The organism is Mucilaginibacter sp. FW306-07-L (assembly GCF_058782065.1).
This window is the reverse complement of record NZ_JBYSXI010000001.1, coordinates 1,758,355-1,776,652: the sequence shown is the minus strand read 5'-3', so window position 1 is coordinate 1,776,652 and position 18,298 is coordinate 1,758,355. Positions and strand designations below refer to the sequence as shown.

The window sequence follows — 18,298 nt, the reverse complement described above, 5'->3', positions numbered from 1 at the left end:
CGGTTTTTTTGTAAGTATCTTTTACATAAATTCCCTTTCGTTTTTTTATTTAATAGTGATTTGCCGGCCCTCAATTGTATAAGCAAAATGCTCCATAGTACTTAAAGCCTGCAGTATTGAGGTAATAGATGTAGTGGCCGCGTTAAGCCGGGTAGTTACTTTTAAACGCTTTTTTGCATTGCCGTTAATGTTGATCTTTACGTTATACCATCGTTCTAAAACCGCTGTTAATTCGCTCAGGGCAACGCCGTCAAATACCAGGCGGCCATCTTTCCAACCTGAAATATCATTAACCGGTACAGTACTTGTCACCAGTTTATCGTTCTTCCATTCAGATTGCTGGCCGGGCAGTAAACGGGCTAACACACGCATCTTTTTACCTTCCGGATGTTCAATGCTTACTTCGCCGGTTGCCAGGGCAACGGTTACGCTGCGGTTTTTAAAAGCGGTGATCTTAAATGAGGTACCAATGTCCCGTGTTTGCAGGTTCCCGGTATGCACTATAAATGCCTGGCGCGGATTATGCTTAACATCAAAAAAAGCCTCACCTTCAAGGGTAATATCCCTTTTGTTATCTGCAAAATTTTCCGGAAAACTGATCTTACTGCCTGCACCCAAATAAACAACAGAACTATCGGGCAAAGTAATAATTGACCTTTTTCCATGCGGATTAATTATCTCACGCATCGCTATGGCTTGGTGTGTATTAATTTGTTTTTTCTGTGTTAAAAAAATCGCCAGCCCGGCAACAACCGCTATGGATATACCGGCATACCGAAACAAGTTTGACCGGAAAAGGTTAATCACCCTATTTCTGCCCGTTTTATCAATTCGTTGGTAAAGCTCCGTATTAAATTGAGCCAGTTGTATTTCAGTTAACTCATTTTCGCCTGTGGTAGCGTTCCACTGTTCCTGTAACACTTCATCAAAGAGGCGCTTACCCTGATCCGTATTTAAAGCCGCTATAACCAGTTGCTTTTCAGCCTCGGTACATTTATCGGCTAAAAATTTAATGATTAATGTTTTGATTATAGTTTGTTGCATAGCTTGCCTCTTATTCAGGTAAACAACTATTACAGGCAGCAGTACTAATGCAAATCAAAAAAAATTTCAATTCAGTAAAATAAAGGGGGATGAGTAAGCTTGATCCGCCTACCAGTGCTTTAAGGCAGTTAAAAAAGAAAGAAGCGGAAGCAATAAGATAGTTAATTCATTCAAATGCTCACGAAAATATTGTATAGACGCGCTGATATGGTTCCTGACCGTGTTGACAGAGAGATTTAAACGGTCGGCAATTTCAGCGTATGACATATCCTGCTCCCTGCTCATGCGGAATACCTGTTTACGCTGCGGGCTTAGTTTATTAAGTTTATACTGATATAGCTGCTGAAGCTCCTTATAAGCGATCTCACTATCGGTTGACAGGGCGGATGGCTCTGAAGCATCTGCTATATCATCAATTGATCCGGTAACAATCTGTTTGCGTTTCCAATGGTTGTATAAAGCGTTTCTGATGGATTGATACAGGTACGGCGAAAGATCACCGGTTACCTCAACCCTGCCCCTGTTTTGCCAAAGCCGGATCATAACATCCATGGCAAGCTCCTTAGCAACATCACTATCATGCACAGAGGATTTAGCAAAGGCGTAAATTTTACGGAAATAGCGAAAGAAAAGCGCATCATAAGCTTTTGTATCGTTATCACGAAATTTTTCAATAAGAATATGATCCGGGAGATCTGTATGCGCCATTGCTGTTGCTTTATGCGCTATAAAAGTATACAGCCTATGATACCTTTACATTAGGCTAATATTAAGCAATTATAAACACACATTAAGCTGAGCAACACTAATGCTAATTAGCATTTTAATAACAAGAATTACATAGTTTAATAATTGAAACGTTTATCAGAATAACCAAAATATCATCAATTATTTTCCTCTCTGCAATATGCTAAGACGGGCGTAGAGCTCTGCTATACAGGCTTCATCTAAAAGCCATTTAGGTTTACTCAGTTCATCAGCCTTAGGTAGCCAGCTATGCGTTGTTAAGCCGTATTTATCACGAGAGTTTTTCCAGGCATAGTTAAGGTCATGTTCTATGGCGGCAATGTATTTGTAATTGCCGTCAATTTTATACAAAGCCTCGTAACCCCTAAACAGCACAGTTACAAACCATGGCAAATCAATATGCAATACTAAATTTTTATCGTGCGAAACCGTAGTGTAATACTTATAACTATCTGCCGCTAACTGCTGCGCCTGTTGCAGGTATTGTTTATTGCCGGTAAACTGGTAAAGCATAACGGCCGCCTCTAACAACGACCCGGTATTATAGGTCCAAAATGTACGATTTTGCTTACCATCCAGCTTCACATCATTGGTGATGATGCCGGTGGTGCTATCACGCAAAGCGTTATACATCCAGGTGTAAAACCGCATACCTTGCTGCAAATAGTACTTATCGCCACTGCCTTGATAAATTTTAAGTGCGGTTAGTGTGGCCATACCGTTTGTACAAGCCGGTTTTTGATCGTTATGCCCTTCAAGCCAGGTAACACCGCCGCCCACATCCTCATTCCATCCGCTTAAAATAAATTTAAATACAGCTTTGGCGCGTTGCAGGTAAAGCGCGTTTTTAGTATTCAGGTACGATTCCATATAGTCAATACCTACCAAACCATTATCGTCATAATACCGGTCGGCCTTTTCAAACTTTACCGGGTAAGCCTGGTACCCTGCTGGTTTGCGCACCGTATCCTTGTATTGTTCAATGCCAATTACCAAAGTATCCTGATAAGTTTTGTATTTGGCCTTTGGCCCGGGCACCCGAATCAAAACATTAGTAGCCGAAAATACGCCGGAAAAGGGCCATAAAAAGCTCACCTCTTTCTCTTTAACACCATCGCCCTGAAAATAATTGAGCGTATCTTTTTTATTGGATGGATAATTTTCGGCGAATAAGCCTTTATGTGCCGGTACCCGGTAACGCTTCCATATATTGGCATACATCTGTTCAGCACGTTGCCTGTAAACGGTGGCATTAGCTTTTTGCTGCGCGATACATGGCTGTAGTAATCCCGTAAAAAGCGCGATAAAAAGCCCAAACCGTAAATAGCTATTCCTATAATTCATCTTAGTTATTTATTTCAGCCGTTTATTGTGCTGATGGTGGTGGTGTTTTTACCCCCCAATTGGTGTTTGGCTGGCTACCCATTGTAAACGTTAGCTTGCCGCCTTTCATCAGTTCATCGCGGTACAGCCAGCAGTTATCAAGCAGTGCTCCATTAAATTCTGCGGATTGAATGTAAAGATTATCTTTTGAATTATTTATGGTTTGGATGATGAGCGTTTTGCCGTTACCCAAAGTAATGGTGGCTTTATCAAACAATGGGCTGCCGAGTTGAATGATCGGCCGCAGGTCAGTAAAGCCCTTTACATCAAACAAGCCAAGGGCATTAATTACGTACCACGAGCCTAACTGGCCCTGGTCTTCATCCTGCCCGTAACCATAACCGTGTATAGGCTCGGTACCGTAAAAGTCTCTGCCGATAAGCCTTGTCCATTTTTGGGTTAACCATGGCTTGCCCGAGAAGTTGAATAACCAACTGATATGCAAGTTAGGCTGATTACCGTGATTATAAATAGAGTTGATACCTGCAAATGCATCAATGGTTTTGCCACCGCCAAATCCCAGTTTTTCAGATACGGTGAAGATACTATCCAGCCGCTTGTTAAAATTATCCTTACCTATCGCTTCTATTAAACCTGCGGGATTTTGGGGCACATAAAACGTGTATTGCACCGCGTTGCCTTCCTGAAAGCCTCTCCATGGCTGATATGGATCAAATTTTTCAATGAATTGGCCGTTAGCCCGCTTAGGCTGCATCAGCTTATTTAGCGGATTAAACATCTGCCGCCAGCCATTTGATAGTTTTATGAGCTGATTATAATCCTGAACCTTACCCATTGCTTTGGCCATCTGCGCGGCGGCAAATGCACTGTAACTGTATTCAAGCGTATGCGAACCTGCAAAGTTTGAACCAGTAGAATCGGTTACAAAATCACGACCTGTCTGATCAAAAAACGGCACATAACCGTGGTCGACAAATGCCTTGGTATCCAGCTTGCCTGATCCTATTAAACGGTTTTTGTAGCTTAACTCATTGGCTTTTACCGCCTCGTAAGCCAAGTTAACATCATAATTGCGGATGCCTGCATTATAGGCTGCGGCAACCGTAAGCCCAACAAAATTGGTACCTACACCGGAAACATATTCACTGTTGGCAATACCATCGCCAAACCAGCCCCTGTCCTTATACAACTGCAATTGTGTATTAACAAAGCTGCCATACCATTCCGGGTACGATAACGACCATAGTTGGGTAATATTCCAAAACCCGCCCCATATCGCATCGGTATTAATAAATTCGGCTTTAATGTTTTTGTCTGTTTGTGCAGGTAGGCGGCCGGTTTGACCACCATGTTTAGGATAATCGCCATTAACATCGCTGGCTATGCCCCTGCCTAATAACGCGTGGAACAAACCGGTATAAAACTTGGTCTTATTCTGCACATCCGTATCCTCAACCGCTATTTTGCTTAATTGCTCCTCCCATATTTTTTGAGCCTGCGCTTTAGCTTTTTCAAATGATAAGCCGTTTGCTTCGGCATCAAAGTTTTTCCTGGCGTTGGCGTTTGATGTGTAAGACAGGCCTGTTTTTACCTCGATAGTTTCATGATCAGTTGTTTGGTAATTGAGCACGAGGCCTGCCCCTTTGCCGGAGGCATTGTTTTCATTTTCGATTGTATTATCTGCTGTAAACGCGGTAACGGTTGCCGGCTTTTTACTAAGCTCGCCGTAAAAATACATGGCTACTTTACCCTCCGGATCATAGATCTTAACATATTTAGGGTAGGTTATTACATAACCTTCAAAGTGCGTATCGTCCAGCATTTTTATACCGGCATCAGTAACAATATCGCTTTCGCCCTGCTTGTTGCCAATATCTAATACGATGTGCGATTGCGCATTCTTTGGGAAGGTATAACGCTGGAAGCCTACCCTTTTAGTCGCGGTAAGTTCGGCTGTAATACCATAATCATCAAGTAATACTTTATAGTATCCCGGTTCGGCAACCTGGTTCTTGCGGTCAAATTTTGATCGATAGCCGGTATTAGTCCCTTCCAGGTCACCCGGTTTGGTTTTTACAGTGCCGGTAGTTGGCATGTAACTTACACCACCCACCTGCCACTCATGAAAGTGTACAAAACCCTCTATTGAGTTTTGCCTTGTATCATACCCAACAGCCTCCCAGCCGGATGGATTACCATAGTGCCCGTTTGTTGAAGGTGCCAGTTTAGCCATACCATAAGGTACCGCGGCAGGCGTATAAAAAAACCAGCGACTATGCGCTGTGCCTATATTGGGGTCAACAAATTTTGAAACACTTTCGCGCTTAACGCTACACCCGGCTATGGTTACAGCCAGTAAGGCAGCGCCTAAACTTATCTTGATTTTTGTGTACATGTTTATAATAGTAGTTTGAGCCTGCGGCTATTTTTTGTCATACATCGCCATCATTGCCTGCACACGCTGCATCCAGGCCTGATCTACGCCCTCAATTTCGGGCGAACGGTTTGAGCCATCAAAACTCGCGAAAAAATAGTACGCCTTTGAATCGGCGTTACGAGTTGCTTTATTTAACGCCGCAATGTTATTACGGGCAAAAGTAAGCCACTTTTCATCCTTATCCTCCTGGTGTAGCCTGATCATACCCTGCGTACCCCAACCGCACCAGGCCGGATTAACACGTGTTTGCGTAGGGTCGGTATTAAAAATATATCCTTTGTATTGTGAATTCCATAACACGGCATTCATGGCATTACCAATGGCTTGTGCCTTGGTTAGGTAGCTAGCATCATTAACAGCCTTACCATATAGAATATCGGCCTCTAACATTACAGCGTTATCATAAGTAAATTTTTCAAAATGTTTTGTACCTGCACCCGAGCCATCAATTTTCCAAATGTACAGGCCGCTGGCCGAATCGTACATGGTATTACGTAACCAATTATTAGTTTTTGTAGCCCAATCGCGGTAAGTAGTTTCGCCGGTGATGGTGTATAATTTGGCAAAGAGCTGCATAGCCACACCGTTTGATTGCGTTGGTTTATCGGGCTTTGCCGTGTTCCACCAAAAGCCGCCGCCATAGGTATTATCCCACAGGTCGCTGTTGATCAGCCAGTCCGCACATGCTTTTGCTTTGGCTAAATAAGCCGCTTTATCCGCACCGCTGGTAACTTCATAAGCCTCCAGGTAAACCATACCGGTTAAACCGTTATCATCAACATATTTATCACCACCCGCGCCTGTACCATTCAGATTTACGGATGCGAAGTAACCGCCCCGCAAATCGGCTTTATCCCAAAAGCCTTCCATAAACTTAAAGGTATTATTCATGTAAGGCAGTGCCGATGCATCACCCGCGGCTATTAAAGCAGCATCAGCATATATCTGGCTAACGTTATACCACTCGTAACAGGCATTTGCGCCTGTGGTTGTATTTGCCCGGTAACTAAAGCTTGAGGTAAGCAGGTTGTTACTGATAAAATTACGCGTCTCTTTGGCTAACTGTAAATAATTTACGGTAGTTACAGGAGGCACTACCGGTGGCTTGGTGCCACCACCTCCCCCATCATCCGGTGTTACATCTTTACTCTTACTGCACGATGCCGCCATTATAGTAGCAACGGCCATCAACCCTAATAATATTTTTTTCATGATGATGATGATTTAAAACAGCACCCGTAGCATACCACGGGTGCTTAGTTTGCAACGATTATAAAACCGTTACTTTATGTGTATAAGCATTAGGCTGGAACATAACATCAACCTTAACATTCTTTCTATCGGCCGACGGATCAAATTTGTAGGTGTTGTTCCATTGATCGTTAGTAACTGTTAACAGGTAGAAATATGATGCCGGTTTACCCGCCGGCTGATCGTTATTAACTGCGCTGCTACCCATATATTCAAGGCCTGCCGCTGTATGCACAATAAATTTATAACGTTCGTCACGGCCCCAATCAAACTGGTAAAACTCTACTGCTACTTTTGGTGCTTCAAACACACCGTTACCAATGTAATTCAGCGTACCTATCTCTTTACCATAAGCGGACATATATAAACTTACCGACTGGATCTCCAAAGATTTAGAGGTAGCCGATGTAAAATCAAAATTTAAACGGTAGGTTTTTTCTGAACCGCTTACAGTTACCGGTGTAGATCCTTCTTTAATGATGCCGTTATCAATGTAATATTGTTTACCGCCATCGGTATTTTTATCGGTGATGATATAATTGCCTGCTTTTAAAGAGGTATACACTTCAAATAAGCCTTCTTCGTTCTTTTTAAACTTAACCGCTTTGCTCAGGTCGGTACCGCCCTCGGTGGCTGTACCGGTGATAAACAATTCGGCAGGGTTTTCGGCAAAACCGGCAGGCCGCTCCAGTTGTAACATGCGCGATGCCGATGCCGGTTTGGCATTGGTACCTTTTGATGCGATAACGGTCCATTTTAGTTTACCGGTGCTTGATGCACTAATGCCCGCGGCATTGGCGATCTTGTTCAGATCCTTATGCGTTAGTGTAACTTGTGTTTGTACGCCTGCACCGTTTGACATTACTTTATAAACCGGTTTACTAAAATCACCGTTTTCTTTATCAAAGGCAACTTCGTACAATATAACACCGCCATCATCAGTAGATGCGGCATCCCATTTAAACAGCACATCTGCTGAACTGGTTGGGTCAAGCTTTACATCGGCATTATCATTAGGCGTTGCCAACGCACCCACCGGGTTAAAGTTGAGATCTATCGAGCGGGTATCTTTTTTGCAGGAACTTACTGCAACTACAGCCAGCAGCATTACAACTGCCAGCCTGATTATCTTTTTCATATCGTTATAATTTAAATTGGTTTTAATTGGTATAACCAGGGTTTTGCTTGAGATTTTTATTCAGGTCAATATCATGCGCCGGTATGGCCCACAAGTAATCTCTGCCAGGGTTAAACTTGCGCAACTGCACCCTGATGTAACCATTATCTGTACTTTGATCTGATGAGAATTTTGCACCGTGGATATAGCCGTTCATTACTGTTTCAGCAACTTTCCACCGGCGGATGTCATCAGGACGAATGCCTTCCATGGCCAACTCTACCCTTCTTTCGCGGCGAATGATGTTCGTCATATCACCTGAGCCCGGGTAGTTTAAGGCACCGGCTTCAGTAAAACCGGCCCTTGCACGTAACGCGCCAATAGTTTTGGCCCATACGGTTGCATCCATTTGCCCCAGGCTTTGTTTGGCTTCGGCATAATCAAGCAATACCTCGGCATATCTTATTAAGTACAGGTTATTGCCTGATACAAAATTGGCCAGTGCGCTTGGGTCATAATATTTACGCCAGTAATAAGCGGTTGCCGATGCAGCCTGCGAACCGGCGTTATACTCATCCAAACCCGGCTGAACAGGATCAGTACCCGGCTTGATATAAATGGTTTTGGTTGAATTATTTGCATTTACCCAGGTATAACGATCGTACACAATGGTAGCGGTTAAACGCGGATCGCGGTTTACATAAGGGTTGTTTTCTACATACCCGGAACCGCTTTCCTTAATGCCTTTTCCGTTCAGCATAATGTAATCATCAACCAATTCCTGGGTTGGTGCCATATTGCTTACACGGCCGCCCACTGTGCGGGGGGCAAAATCCCAAAAATTTTGCCAGGTGCGCAGCGTTGGTACATACTGTAAAGAAAGGATACTTTCGTTGGTATTTTTATTCACATTCGGATCGCTGAACAAGGCGCTGTAACTGCTCTCAAGACTATAAGTTCCGTTAGTGCTTTGTTCATTCATCAACTTTTCGCACAGGCTCACTACATCTGCCATGCGGTCGCCTTCATATAATAACACCCGTGCTTCTAATGCCAGGGCGGCACCTTTAGTAATACGGCCGTTTTCTGAAGCGGGTATAGCATTTTTAGATGGCAGACCGTTAGCGGCAGCTTCTAATTCATCCACCACAAATTTGATGACCTCGGCTTTAGGCGAACGGGCTATGGTTTGTGCTTCTTCAGGTGTAGCGTCATGGTCAACTATAGGCACATCACCATACCATTTAGCCAGGTTAAAGTGCTCAAAAGCGCGTATAAAGCGGGTTTCGGCAATCAGCCTGTTTTTTGTTTCGGCCGGCAGTGTGGTATTCTTATCAATATTCGCTAAAAATATATTGCATGATTTTATGGCCGAGTAGTAGTTATTCCAGTCGCCGGCAAATTTGCCTGTTTGCGATGTGGCATTACCACTGGCAATAAGATTCAGATCGCCTGTTGGCGAGTAAGCATTATCAGATATCGCCTCGGCATCAAAATATAATCCGCTGTTATATATCAGGCTGTAGTTGTTGTAAAGGGCATTGTAAACGTTCGCGTCAACCTGCCAAAAAGTAAGGTCAGAGAATCGGTCTGTTGGCGCAATATCGAGTTTTTTACACCCCGATGCTGCCACAACAGTAACAGATACGATCAAAAGCTTTTTTAAAAATTTCATTGCTGTATGTTTTAAATATTATCTGTTTAAAAGGTTACATCAAGGCCTGCACCGTAAAATACCGGCAGCGGATATTGCCTTGCACTGTTTGAAGCCGAACCCGGGCTCAGGTTATTACCAAATTCCGAAGTTTCAGGATCGATAAATTTCAGCTTGGTTAGCGTAGCCAGGTTTTGGCCGATAAGCGAAATTCTGAGGCGCTGTATACCCAGTTTTTTAGTGATGTTACTGTTAAAGCTGTAGCCTATGTTTACATTTTTTAACCGCGCGTAAGCCGCATCATATTTATAAAGGTCAGAACCGGTGCGCCAGTTGTTGGTGTTTGATGCCGAACCAATGTTTGCCAGTATCGGGTACCTTGCATCCGGGTTGTTTGGCGACCATATATCGGTTTGATGATCGTAAACAGTGGCACCGTAACCGTAGTGGAAAGGCTCCACCAACTCGCCGCGTAAAAACTGATCGCGCTTGCCAACACCTTGTATAAATAACGACATATCAAAGCCTTTATAAGCTACACGGTATGTAAAACCAAAGGTGTAACGCGGGAAAGGGTTACCTAATACGGTTTTATCCTTTTCATCAACAAAGCCATCGCCGTTGCGGTCTTTAAATTTAAGATCACCGGGCTGCACGCTGTTGCCTGCAATTTTTGGAGAGTTATCAATATCCTGCTGGTTTTGGAAATAACCATTGGTTTCATAGCCATAATACTGAGTAATTGGCTCACCTACCCGCCTGATGAGTTGGAATACATCCTGGTTGTAAATAGTTTCAGTAGCGCTGCCTGTTAACTTTAACAGTTTATTTTGGTTATCGGCAATGTTTACGCTAAAGCTTTGGCTAACCTCTTTGCCTTTCAGGTTATAAGTTACTGATGCTTCCCAACCGGTGTTGCGTACTTTAGCTACGTTATAGTCCGGAGATCCTGCGCCGAATATAAACGGCACATCGGCCCGTGGCGCCAGTATATTACTGGTTGTAGCACGGAAGTAATCAAACGTGGCGGTTACCTTATCGTTAAACAAGCCTGCATCAAAACCAATGTTTAATTTAGCCGACTTCTCCCAGGTAATATCACGGTTAGATATATTGGTGCCTGCGCCGCCAACAATATTATTTCCAAACCCGTAGGCATTGGCATAATTAAAGTAAGTTGTTTGATATTGATAATTACCCACATTTTGGTTACCTACCACACCGTATGATGCCCTTAATTTAAAAGTGCTCAACGTGTATTTAAGAGGCTCCATAAATTCTTCCTGCGTTACAATCCAGCCAACGCTTGCTGATGGAAAGAAACTGCCCCTGTTGCCTGCGGCGAATTTTGAGGAGGCATCTTGCCTGAACATAGCTTCAAAAATATACTTATCCTTGTAGGAATAGTTAGCACGACCAAAAGCAGACAGCAAGCTTGTTGAGTTAACCGCTATACTGTTATTTGAATTTTGGGTATCTACAATAGTACCCGTAGTAGGTGTTCCTAATAAAGGATCGGTTAAGGTTTTTTGTAACTGAAAACCGCGCTGGTTATAGCTTTCGCTTGATACACCTAACTGAACTTTAAAGTTATGATCGCTTATTTTTTTACTGTATTCAGCATAAACCTTAGTATTTAATAATAATGATTTGCTGTTACCATCTAAAACCGTCAGGTCATTACCGTACACTCCTGCCGGCAAATAATCAACCCGGGTACGGCGAAAAAAGGTACCGTTGTTTTGGATGGTACCGCCAAACTCGCCGGTTAGTTTCAAATCCTTAGTGACATTTAACTGGCCGCTGAATGCGCCAAATATTTCATCATTATCAGCCTGGTTAAAACCACCTTTTTCAAGTACACCATACTCGTTATACTGCGATGCTACGGGATTGGTTAAATAATTACCATTCTCATCTTTCCAGTTATAATTGTGCGGTACACGGTTAGCATCGGCAAATATGTTGTTATCGCCAACGCTGTTGGTTTTATTGCGTGTTTTAGTATAGTTTAAAATAATGTTGGTTCTGAATTTACCTATAAGCGAAGTTTGGTTTAATCTTAAATTGTATTTCTGATAACCAAAATCGGCGCCTGAGCCACCATTACCTATCAGGTTACTACCTTGGTTTTGATAACCGGCTGATATATAGTATGAGTTGGTTTCGCTGCCACCGGTTATGCTGAGGTTGTGCGATTGCAGCGGTGCTGTTTTTAGTAAATGCTCAATATCCCAAGTACCATTACCCGCGTCCTTCAATGCCTGTATCTGATCCGGCGTATAGGCCGGTGGCAAACCGGAATTTATTAACGACTGATTTTTGTAATAGGCATTATCCCAGGCATCAACTTTATGTACTAATACCTTAGCATCCTGCAAACCATAGCTGCCATTATAGCTAACCGTAGGTTTTCCGTTAAATTTACCGGCCTTGGTAGTAACTAAAATTACACCATTAGCGGCGCGTGATCCATAAATGGCAGCCGAACCTGCATCCTTTAATATGGATACGCTCGCTATATCATTCGGGTTGATGGTGTTTAAGTTTCCACCAATAATTCCGTCAACAACAACGAGCGGGGTATTATCGCCAAGGCTGTTGATACCACGAATATTAACTACCACATCACTACCCGGATTAAGGTTAGTTTGTTGTATAATTAAGTTTGGCGATTCGCCTTGCAGCGCCTGGTAGGTGTTTAATACCGGTTTATTTTCAATATTTTTCGAGCTGATCGTACCAACCGCCCCGGTAATATTAATACGCTTTTGAGTGCCGTAACCTACTACTACCACCTCATTAAGGCTGGTATTGTTAGCTTTAAGGCTCACATTAATTTCGGTTTGGCCGGCAATGGCTACATCCTGTTTTAAAAAACCTATGAATGTGAAACTTAAACTGCGGCTTGCATATTCTTCGGGTATATTAAGTTTGTAACGGCCATCAGCATCAGTAACAGTGCCGATAGTGGTGCCTGCTATACTAACGTTAACTCCGGGTAAGGGTTGGTTGGTATCATCCAATACCCTACCGGTAATGCTTATATCAAACGTTTTGGTAATTAAATCATGATTTAAATTTGCAACCGCGGCATAAGCAGTTGTGTTTAACGCGGCAACGCCGAGCATACCGGCTACCAACGGCCTGCTGTAAAGCCGTTTTAGTTTTTTTAACTTGTGTAATAGTTTTAATCTCATAATTACGGGTTCTATTGGTTTTATTTTTGGTTTTTTATTGGTTAATGGGCTGCATAAGGCTATGCTTTGGATTTGTAGGTTTCTTTCCAGTAATTCTCTATATTTTCGAGCGAGCGGCCCTTGGTTTCGGGTATCAACTTCCAGGTGAGCCACAAGGCAGGCGAACAGCAGATGGCGAACAGCCAGAAAGTCCATGATGAGCCAAGGCCTTCCAGCATAACGGGTGTTAACTGCCCTACTAAAAAGTTACCGATCCAAAGAGACAGTGTTGCCAATGCCATGGCTTTGCCACGTACCGCATTCGGGAATATTTCGCCCACTACAACCCAGCATACCGGACCGAATGAAAAGGCGAAACACGCGATAAAGGCTAAAATAAACATGAGTATCCACGGGCCTGATGTAACGCCTAATGAAAATAGCGCGCCTATAATAATAAGCGAAACAACTGCACCGCCTACGCCCACGTAAAGCAGTGGCTTACGGCCCCATTTATCAATGGTGAAAATGGCTACAAAGGTAAACACTACGTTTACCAAGCCTATGGTTACCTGGCCGCCAAGGGCATTGTTAAGCGTAAAGCCTGCCTGCTCTAATATGCGGGGGCCGTAGTAAATTACCGCGTTTATACCGCACACCTGCGACAGGAACGGCAACAGCAAACCTATCCACAAGGCTTTGCGATAAACCGGTTTAAATAATTCCTTTAACGAGGTATCATCGCTGTCGGCCTGCTCCTTAAATGCTTTAACTTCAGCATCGGCGGCATCTTCTCCATCAATTTTAACAAGGATGGCATGTGCTTTATTTTCATTACCCTTTAGCATCAGCCACCTTGGCGACTCGGGCACCATAAATAATGATACCAGAAAGATAGCCGCAGGTACCGCGCCCAGGCCAAGCATAGCACGCCACACCTCGTTTGAGAATATCACCTGTAAAGTGCCAGACGCATAAGCATCATTAGCATGATTGGCTAAATAAGCGTTAGAAAAATACGCCAGTACAATACCTATTGTTAAAGCAAGCTGGTAAAGTGAAACCATCATGCCCCGGTAGCGTGAAGGAGAAAATTCTGAGATGTATAATGGCGATACCATTGATGCCACGCCTATACCCAAGCCACCTATCAACCTAAAAATAATTAATTCAGTAAATGAGCTTGTAAGCATGCATCCTAATGCCGATGCTAAAAACAATACTGCCGAAATAATCAAAACTATTTTTCGGCCGTATTTATCGCTCAGCTTACCCGAAAAGCTTACACCGATAATGCAGCCTAACAGCGCGCAGCTTACAAACCAACCTTCGCTTACGGCGTTAAGGGTGAAATCATTTTTCACCAAGCTTACCGTACCGGAAATTACCGCCGTATCAAACCCGAATAAAAATCCGCCTAGGGCGGCCACCAGGCAAACCAGGTACAGGTAGGTGCTGCTTTTTTTAATGCCGGTATAATTTGTTGTGTCCGTCATATCCATTATTTTAAGAATGCTTTAACAACTTTTGCACGCCCCTTACCCAGGTTAGTAAGTGTGTATGAACCGGCAGCGGCAGGTATTACAAATGTTTCGGCATAAGCGAACTGCTGTTTGGTACCGTCGGCGGTTTCCAGTAATACTGATTCGCCTTCAACCAGCATCATCACATGGCATACGTTGTTAGTTTCAACAGATGCCTTGCTATCAAATTCAATACGGTGCACATCGTAAAAATGCTCGGCGTGGGTTGGCACATGTACCAGTTGGTAGCCCTCAACCTGTTCAATTACCTGCGGTTTAGAGATCAGTTCCTTTTGAACCTGTTCGCCTTTGCGGTTAAAATCGAGATTATTAAAGGCATGGTCGATATTGATAGGCCGTGGGTTGCCCTCAAGGTCAAGGCGAACCCAATCATACATTTTAAAGGTAAATATGTACGGCGTGGCACTTATCTCAAGCACTAAACTGCCCGCGCCGGCACTGTGTACGGTACTGTTAGGTATTAAAAACAGATCGTGTTTATTAGCTTGGTGAGATTGTACGTATTGCTCAATATCTATCTCCCGGCCTGTTTCCTGGCTGTTTTCCAAAGCGGTTCTAAAACCATCAGGATCAACACAATCCTGAAAACCCAGGTAAACGCGCGCGTTGTCGTCGCAATCTAAAATGTAATAAGTTTCATCCTGCGTAATGTTCTCTCCAAAATTCTCCTGTATATATTTTAATTTGGGATGGCATTGAATGGACAGGTTTCCTCCTTCGTAGGTGTCTAAAAAATCAAACCGTATAGGAAACTCGTCACCAAACCTATCAGCATGTTTACCCAGGATATTTTGATTGTGGGCGAACATCAGGGTATCAAATGATACTTCTAACAGGTTGCCATCACTTTCAAAAACCAATCCATTTTCAGGCACGATCAGCTCAAACGACCAGGCAAGATTAACTACATCAGTATTTAAGTTTTTGATGTGTTTTTTCATCCATTGCCCGCCCCAGGCACCGGGTTCAAACCACGGGCGTACACGCAGTACCGATTGGCTTAGTTTATGAAGGGCAGCTTGCAGATCAGCCTTATACATCCAGTTAATGGTATCAGGCCATTGGCCATCAGCCATAACGGTTATCTTATTCAGCAGGGCTTTTTTATGGTTGTTGAGCATTACCCAATCCACAAAATAAAAGCGCTTATACATTTGGAATGGTTCGTTCACCCCATCAACACCCAAATTGGTAATGCTACCAGCCCGCATCCTGAACTGGATCTCATTTTTAGGGATGTCAAAATAAATTACCGGTGCATCCCAGCCGCATAACGCCGCGCCGGTACCAATAATTATATTGATGTCGCTGTTTTCATCAGTAACCTGGGTAGTTAATTTTTCGTCATACAGGTCAATTAACGACAGGCTTGTTTTTGTACCCCATACAGATGAGTACTCACCTAAAAAAGGCTGAACAAGCGCTTCTATTTCATCAGCGGGCTTTAACAGTTCACTGGTTTTAATCCAGTTAACGCTCACGTTTGCTTCAGCAAAGCAATCTTGCAGGCCGGTTTGTATCCTGTCCCATAATATGCCTACGTAACCATCAATCACAACAGTTTTTTTAGTGATGATGTACCTGGCAAGTGAATCAAACCCGTTAAATATTTTACCACTACCAATTGATTCAGCAGGATATATATTATAACCCTCGGTGCTAATAGTATCATCTAAATGCGCTGGCATTATAAATTGTGAGGTCTTCCTGATTTCAGTATTGATGCTTGTTGACGGCATAAAAGTTTTGTTATCAATCTTCATTTATATTGTAGTAATGTATGTACATATTAACTGCGACATAAATATACCTATGTATAGTTTTTATTGGCGCTAAGTATTAATTTGTAAGTGGTTGATTGGTTATATAATGTACAAACATATTAACAATAAATACAAAAGCAAATTTTTTATAAAATATATTTAACACAGTGTAAAGCATACACAGTTAGGCTAATTATGGAATTTGCATCGAAACACATGTGTATACAATTGCTGTAATCAATGTAAACGCTTATTATTGCATTTATAACAACCTTATGAAATATTCTATCGATCATAAAAGCCCGATCCCCCTGCACATACAGGCCGAAGAACTTTTAAGAAAGTTAATTGCTGAAGAAGAATTTCAGAATGGTAAATTGCTGCCTAACGAGGTTGACCTGGCCAAAATATTGGCTATATCACGTACTACCCTGCGCCAGGCTATCAACAAACTGGTTTACGAGGGCCTGCTCATCCGTAAAAAACGCACCGGTACTAAAGTGAACCAGGCTACAGTAAGTTCAAAATCAAACAACTGGCTCAGCTTTTCGCAGGAAATGAAACTGCGCGGTATCACCATTAACAATTTTGAGTTACATGTTACCTGGGTTTATCCGGATGAAATATTGGCTAATTTTTTTGAGATAAAGACTGATAGAAAGGTTTTAAAGATGGAACGCGTGCGCGGCAAGCCTAACGAGCCGTTTGTTTACTTTATCTCCTACTTCCACCCGCGGATAGGGTTAACGGGCGATGAGGATTTTAAACGCCCGCTTTATGAATTACTGGAGTCAGATTATTCTACGGTGGCTACCTTATCAAAAGAAGAGATCAGTGCTCATGCTGCTGACGATGAAATTGCCGATAAGTTGCGCATTAAAAACGGCGACCCGGTATTGTTTCGGAAACGTTTTGTATTTGACCAGGGCGAGCGCCCGCTCGAATACAATTTAGGGTATTACAAGGCTGATAGCTTTATATATACAGTAGAAAGCAGGCGATAAACAAAAACGCCCCGTTAATTAAAACGAGGCGTTATTTATAATCTTATTTATTCGATCGGATCAGGCAGCGAAGGTTTGGCCGGGTCATAAACCGCTACACACACCCTTGAATCGGCTGCACCATAATACAAATACCATTTCTTTTTAAAGTAAACAAGTCCTTCTAAAAAAACGGTTCCGGCTGGGTACTGGCCACTTTTTTCAAATGATGCCATCGGGCGCATAAACGGTACGTCCAGCCTTTCCTTAAAATTCAGCGGATCGTTTTTATCAAACAAGGCCTGCCCTGCACAATAGCTATTCAAGGTAAAGCGCGAATCACCATCGCCGTTACTTTTATTTTTTCCGTTATAGAGTAATACAATGCCTTTATCTGTCATTACCGCGGGCGGACCGCATTCCGTAAGTTCACTATCAAAGTAGCCCTTGCGTGGCGAAAAAAGCGCTTTCAGGGTTCCATCACTGTTCACTACAGGTGTCCAGTCAACCAGGTTGGTAGAGGTTGCGGCATACACACTCAACTCCCCCCAATACATCCAGTATTTACCTTTTATTTTGGCAATTACCTGTTTGCCGTTAACCAGTTTAGTTATTATTGAGGCTGATTTATGCGGAATATTTACAAACTTACCTTTATAGGCATCCTCAAATATAGGCCCGTGTTTAGTCCACTTTTTCAGATCCTTTGAGGTTGCCACGCCAAGCCTGGGTGTATGCCTGTTCCATTGCGTGTAAAAAACCACGTAAGTACCGTTTGCTGTAACCGCTACCCGCGGATCTTCACAACCGCCCGGCCATTCATACTTTTTCTGACTATCGTTAGCCGGATAAAACACCGGTACCTTGCTGCGGGTAAAATGCAACCCGTCGGTACTGGCCGCGTAGCCCAGGCGCGAGGTACGGTAGCCGATCCCTACGCCTGATTTATCTTCGGAACGGTAAAGCACCACTATTTTTCCGTTATGTACGGCAGCCCCGGGGTTAAAAGTATCGTTAGACTCCCACCCTACCAGTTTCTTTAAAACCGGATCAAAAAACCGTGTAGTGGTGTCCGGCGAAATAATAGGGTTAGTATTTTCGGGCCGGGCAAAGCCTCCCAAAGCCCAGTCGGGCAAGCGGCTAACTTTGTCCTGCGCAAAAATATAATTAGCTGATAATAAAAGTATAAAAGCGAGTTTTATTTTGATGAGCGTATTTTTCATTTATAAAATTTA

General features: G+C 43.0%; 12 protein-coding genes. 1 reads left to right on the top strand and 11 read right to left on the bottom strand.

What is annotated here, in order from left to right; translation table 11 throughout:
* Positions 1 to 45: 45 nt before the first annotated feature.
* The 10 genes from AC3WJC_RS07865 to AC3WJC_RS07820 form a co-directional block, all read right to left on the bottom strand.
* A complete protein-coding gene (locus AC3WJC_RS07865; protein WP_492398526.1) occupies positions 46 to 1,044 on the bottom strand; it encodes a FecR family protein in 999 nt (332 codons plus the stop codon).
* A gap of 108 nt (positions 1,045 to 1,152) precedes the next feature.
* A complete protein-coding gene (locus AC3WJC_RS07860) occupies positions 1,153 to 1,752 on the bottom strand; it encodes an RNA polymerase sigma-70 factor (RefSeq protein WP_492398525.1) in 600 nt (199 codons plus the stop codon).
* Positions 1,753 to 1,932: 180 nt separating this feature from the next.
* Positions 1,933 to 3,135 (bottom strand): glycoside hydrolase family 76 protein, encoded by a 1,203-nt coding sequence (locus AC3WJC_RS07855; RefSeq protein ID WP_492398524.1) that lies wholly within the window; start codon positions 3,133 to 3,135, stop codon positions 1,933 to 1,935.
* Between the two features lie 22 nt (positions 3,136 to 3,157).
* Positions 3,158 to 5,530, bottom strand: coding sequence for a GH92 family glycosyl hydrolase (locus AC3WJC_RS07850; protein WP_492398523.1), 2,373 nt, complete (start codon positions 5,528 to 5,530; stop codon positions 3,158 to 3,160).
* Positions 5,531 to 5,557: 27 nt separating this feature from the next.
* Positions 5,558 to 6,784 carry a glycoside hydrolase family 76 protein gene (locus tag AC3WJC_RS07845; protein WP_492398522.1) on the bottom strand — a complete coding sequence of 409 codons (1,227 nt, stop codon included), beginning with the start codon at positions 6,782 to 6,784 and terminating at the stop codon, positions 5,558 to 5,560.
* Positions 6,785 to 6,842: 58 nt separating this feature from the next.
* A complete protein-coding gene (locus AC3WJC_RS07840; RefSeq protein ID WP_492398521.1) occupies positions 6,843 to 7,961 on the bottom strand; it encodes a SusE domain-containing protein in 1,119 nt (372 codons plus the stop codon).
* A gap of 22 nt (positions 7,962 to 7,983) precedes the next feature.
* Positions 7,984 to 9,615 (bottom strand): RagB/SusD family nutrient uptake outer membrane protein, encoded by a 1,632-nt coding sequence (locus AC3WJC_RS07835; RefSeq protein ID WP_492398520.1) that lies wholly within the window; start codon positions 9,613 to 9,615, stop codon positions 7,984 to 7,986.
* 26 nt (positions 9,616 to 9,641) lie between these two features.
* A complete protein-coding gene (locus AC3WJC_RS07830) occupies positions 9,642 to 12,794 on the bottom strand; it encodes a SusC/RagA family TonB-linked outer membrane protein (RefSeq protein WP_492398519.1) in 3,153 nt (1,050 codons plus the stop codon).
* A 59-nt stretch (positions 12,795 to 12,853) separates the two neighbouring features.
* Complete coding sequence (locus AC3WJC_RS07825; RefSeq protein WP_492398518.1) at positions 12,854 to 14,269, bottom strand: sugar porter family MFS transporter; 1,416 nt, start codon at positions 14,267 to 14,269, stop codon at positions 12,854 to 12,856.
* A gap of 5 nt (positions 14,270 to 14,274) precedes the next feature.
* On the bottom strand, positions 14,275 to 16,080 hold the full coding sequence (locus AC3WJC_RS07820; protein WP_492398517.1) for a class I mannose-6-phosphate isomerase: 1,806 nt from the start codon (positions 16,078 to 16,080) through the stop codon (positions 14,275 to 14,277).
* A 275-nt stretch (positions 16,081 to 16,355) separates the two neighbouring features.
* Between AC3WJC_RS07820 and AC3WJC_RS07815 the strand changes: the two genes are divergently transcribed.
* A complete protein-coding gene (locus tag AC3WJC_RS07815; RefSeq protein WP_492398516.1) occupies positions 16,356 to 17,084 on the top strand; it encodes a GntR family transcriptional regulator in 729 nt (242 codons plus the stop codon).
* Positions 17,085 to 17,131: 47 nt separating this feature from the next.
* On the opposite strand, the gene AC3WJC_RS07810 is transcribed toward AC3WJC_RS07815, so the two are convergent.
* Complete coding sequence (locus AC3WJC_RS07810) at positions 17,132 to 18,286, bottom strand: beta-1,2-mannosidase (protein WP_492398515.1); 1,155 nt, start codon at positions 18,284 to 18,286, stop codon at positions 17,132 to 17,134.
* Positions 18,287 to 18,298: the final 12 nt, after the last annotated feature.

Excerpts from the sequence above, each read along its gene's own strand:
- AC3WJC_RS07865 (WP_492398526.1), bottom strand. The coding sequence starts at position 1,044 with ATGCAACAAACTATAATCAAAACATTAATCATTAAATTTTTAGCCGAT.
- AC3WJC_RS07860 (WP_492398525.1), bottom strand. The coding sequence starts at position 1,752 with ATGGCGCATACAGATCTCCCGGATCATATTCTTATTGAAAAATTTCGT.
- AC3WJC_RS07855 (WP_492398524.1), bottom strand. The coding sequence starts at position 3,135 with ATGAATTATAGGAATAGCTATTTACGGTTTGGGCTTTTTATCGCGCTT.
- AC3WJC_RS07850 (WP_492398523.1), bottom strand. The coding sequence starts at position 5,530 with ATGTACACAAAAATCAAGATAAGTTTAGGCGCTGCCTTACTGGCTGTA.
- AC3WJC_RS07845 (WP_492398522.1), bottom strand. The coding sequence starts at position 6,784 with ATGAAAAAAATATTATTAGGGTTGATGGCCGTTGCTACTATAATGGCG.
- AC3WJC_RS07840 (WP_492398521.1), bottom strand. The coding sequence starts at position 7,961 with ATGAAAAAGATAATCAGGCTGGCAGTTGTAATGCTGCTGGCTGTAGTT.
- AC3WJC_RS07835 (WP_492398520.1), bottom strand. The coding sequence starts at position 9,615 with ATGAAATTTTTAAAAAAGCTTTTGATCGTATCTGTTACTGTTGTGGCA.
- AC3WJC_RS07830 (WP_492398519.1), bottom strand. The coding sequence starts at position 12,794 with ATGAGATTAAAACTATTACACAAGTTAAAAAAACTAAAACGGCTTTAC.
- AC3WJC_RS07825 (WP_492398518.1), bottom strand. The coding sequence starts at position 14,269 with ATGACGGACACAACAAATTATACCGGCATTAAAAAAAGCAGCACCTAC.
- AC3WJC_RS07820 (WP_492398517.1), bottom strand. The coding sequence starts at position 16,080 with ATGAAGATTGATAACAAAACTTTTATGCCGTCAACAAGCATCAATACT.
- AC3WJC_RS07815 (WP_492398516.1), top strand. The coding sequence starts at position 16,356 with ATGAAATATTCTATCGATCATAAAAGCCCGATCCCCCTGCACATACAG.
- AC3WJC_RS07810 (WP_492398515.1), bottom strand. The coding sequence starts at position 18,286 with ATGAAAAATACGCTCATCAAAATAAAACTCGCTTTTATACTTTTATTA.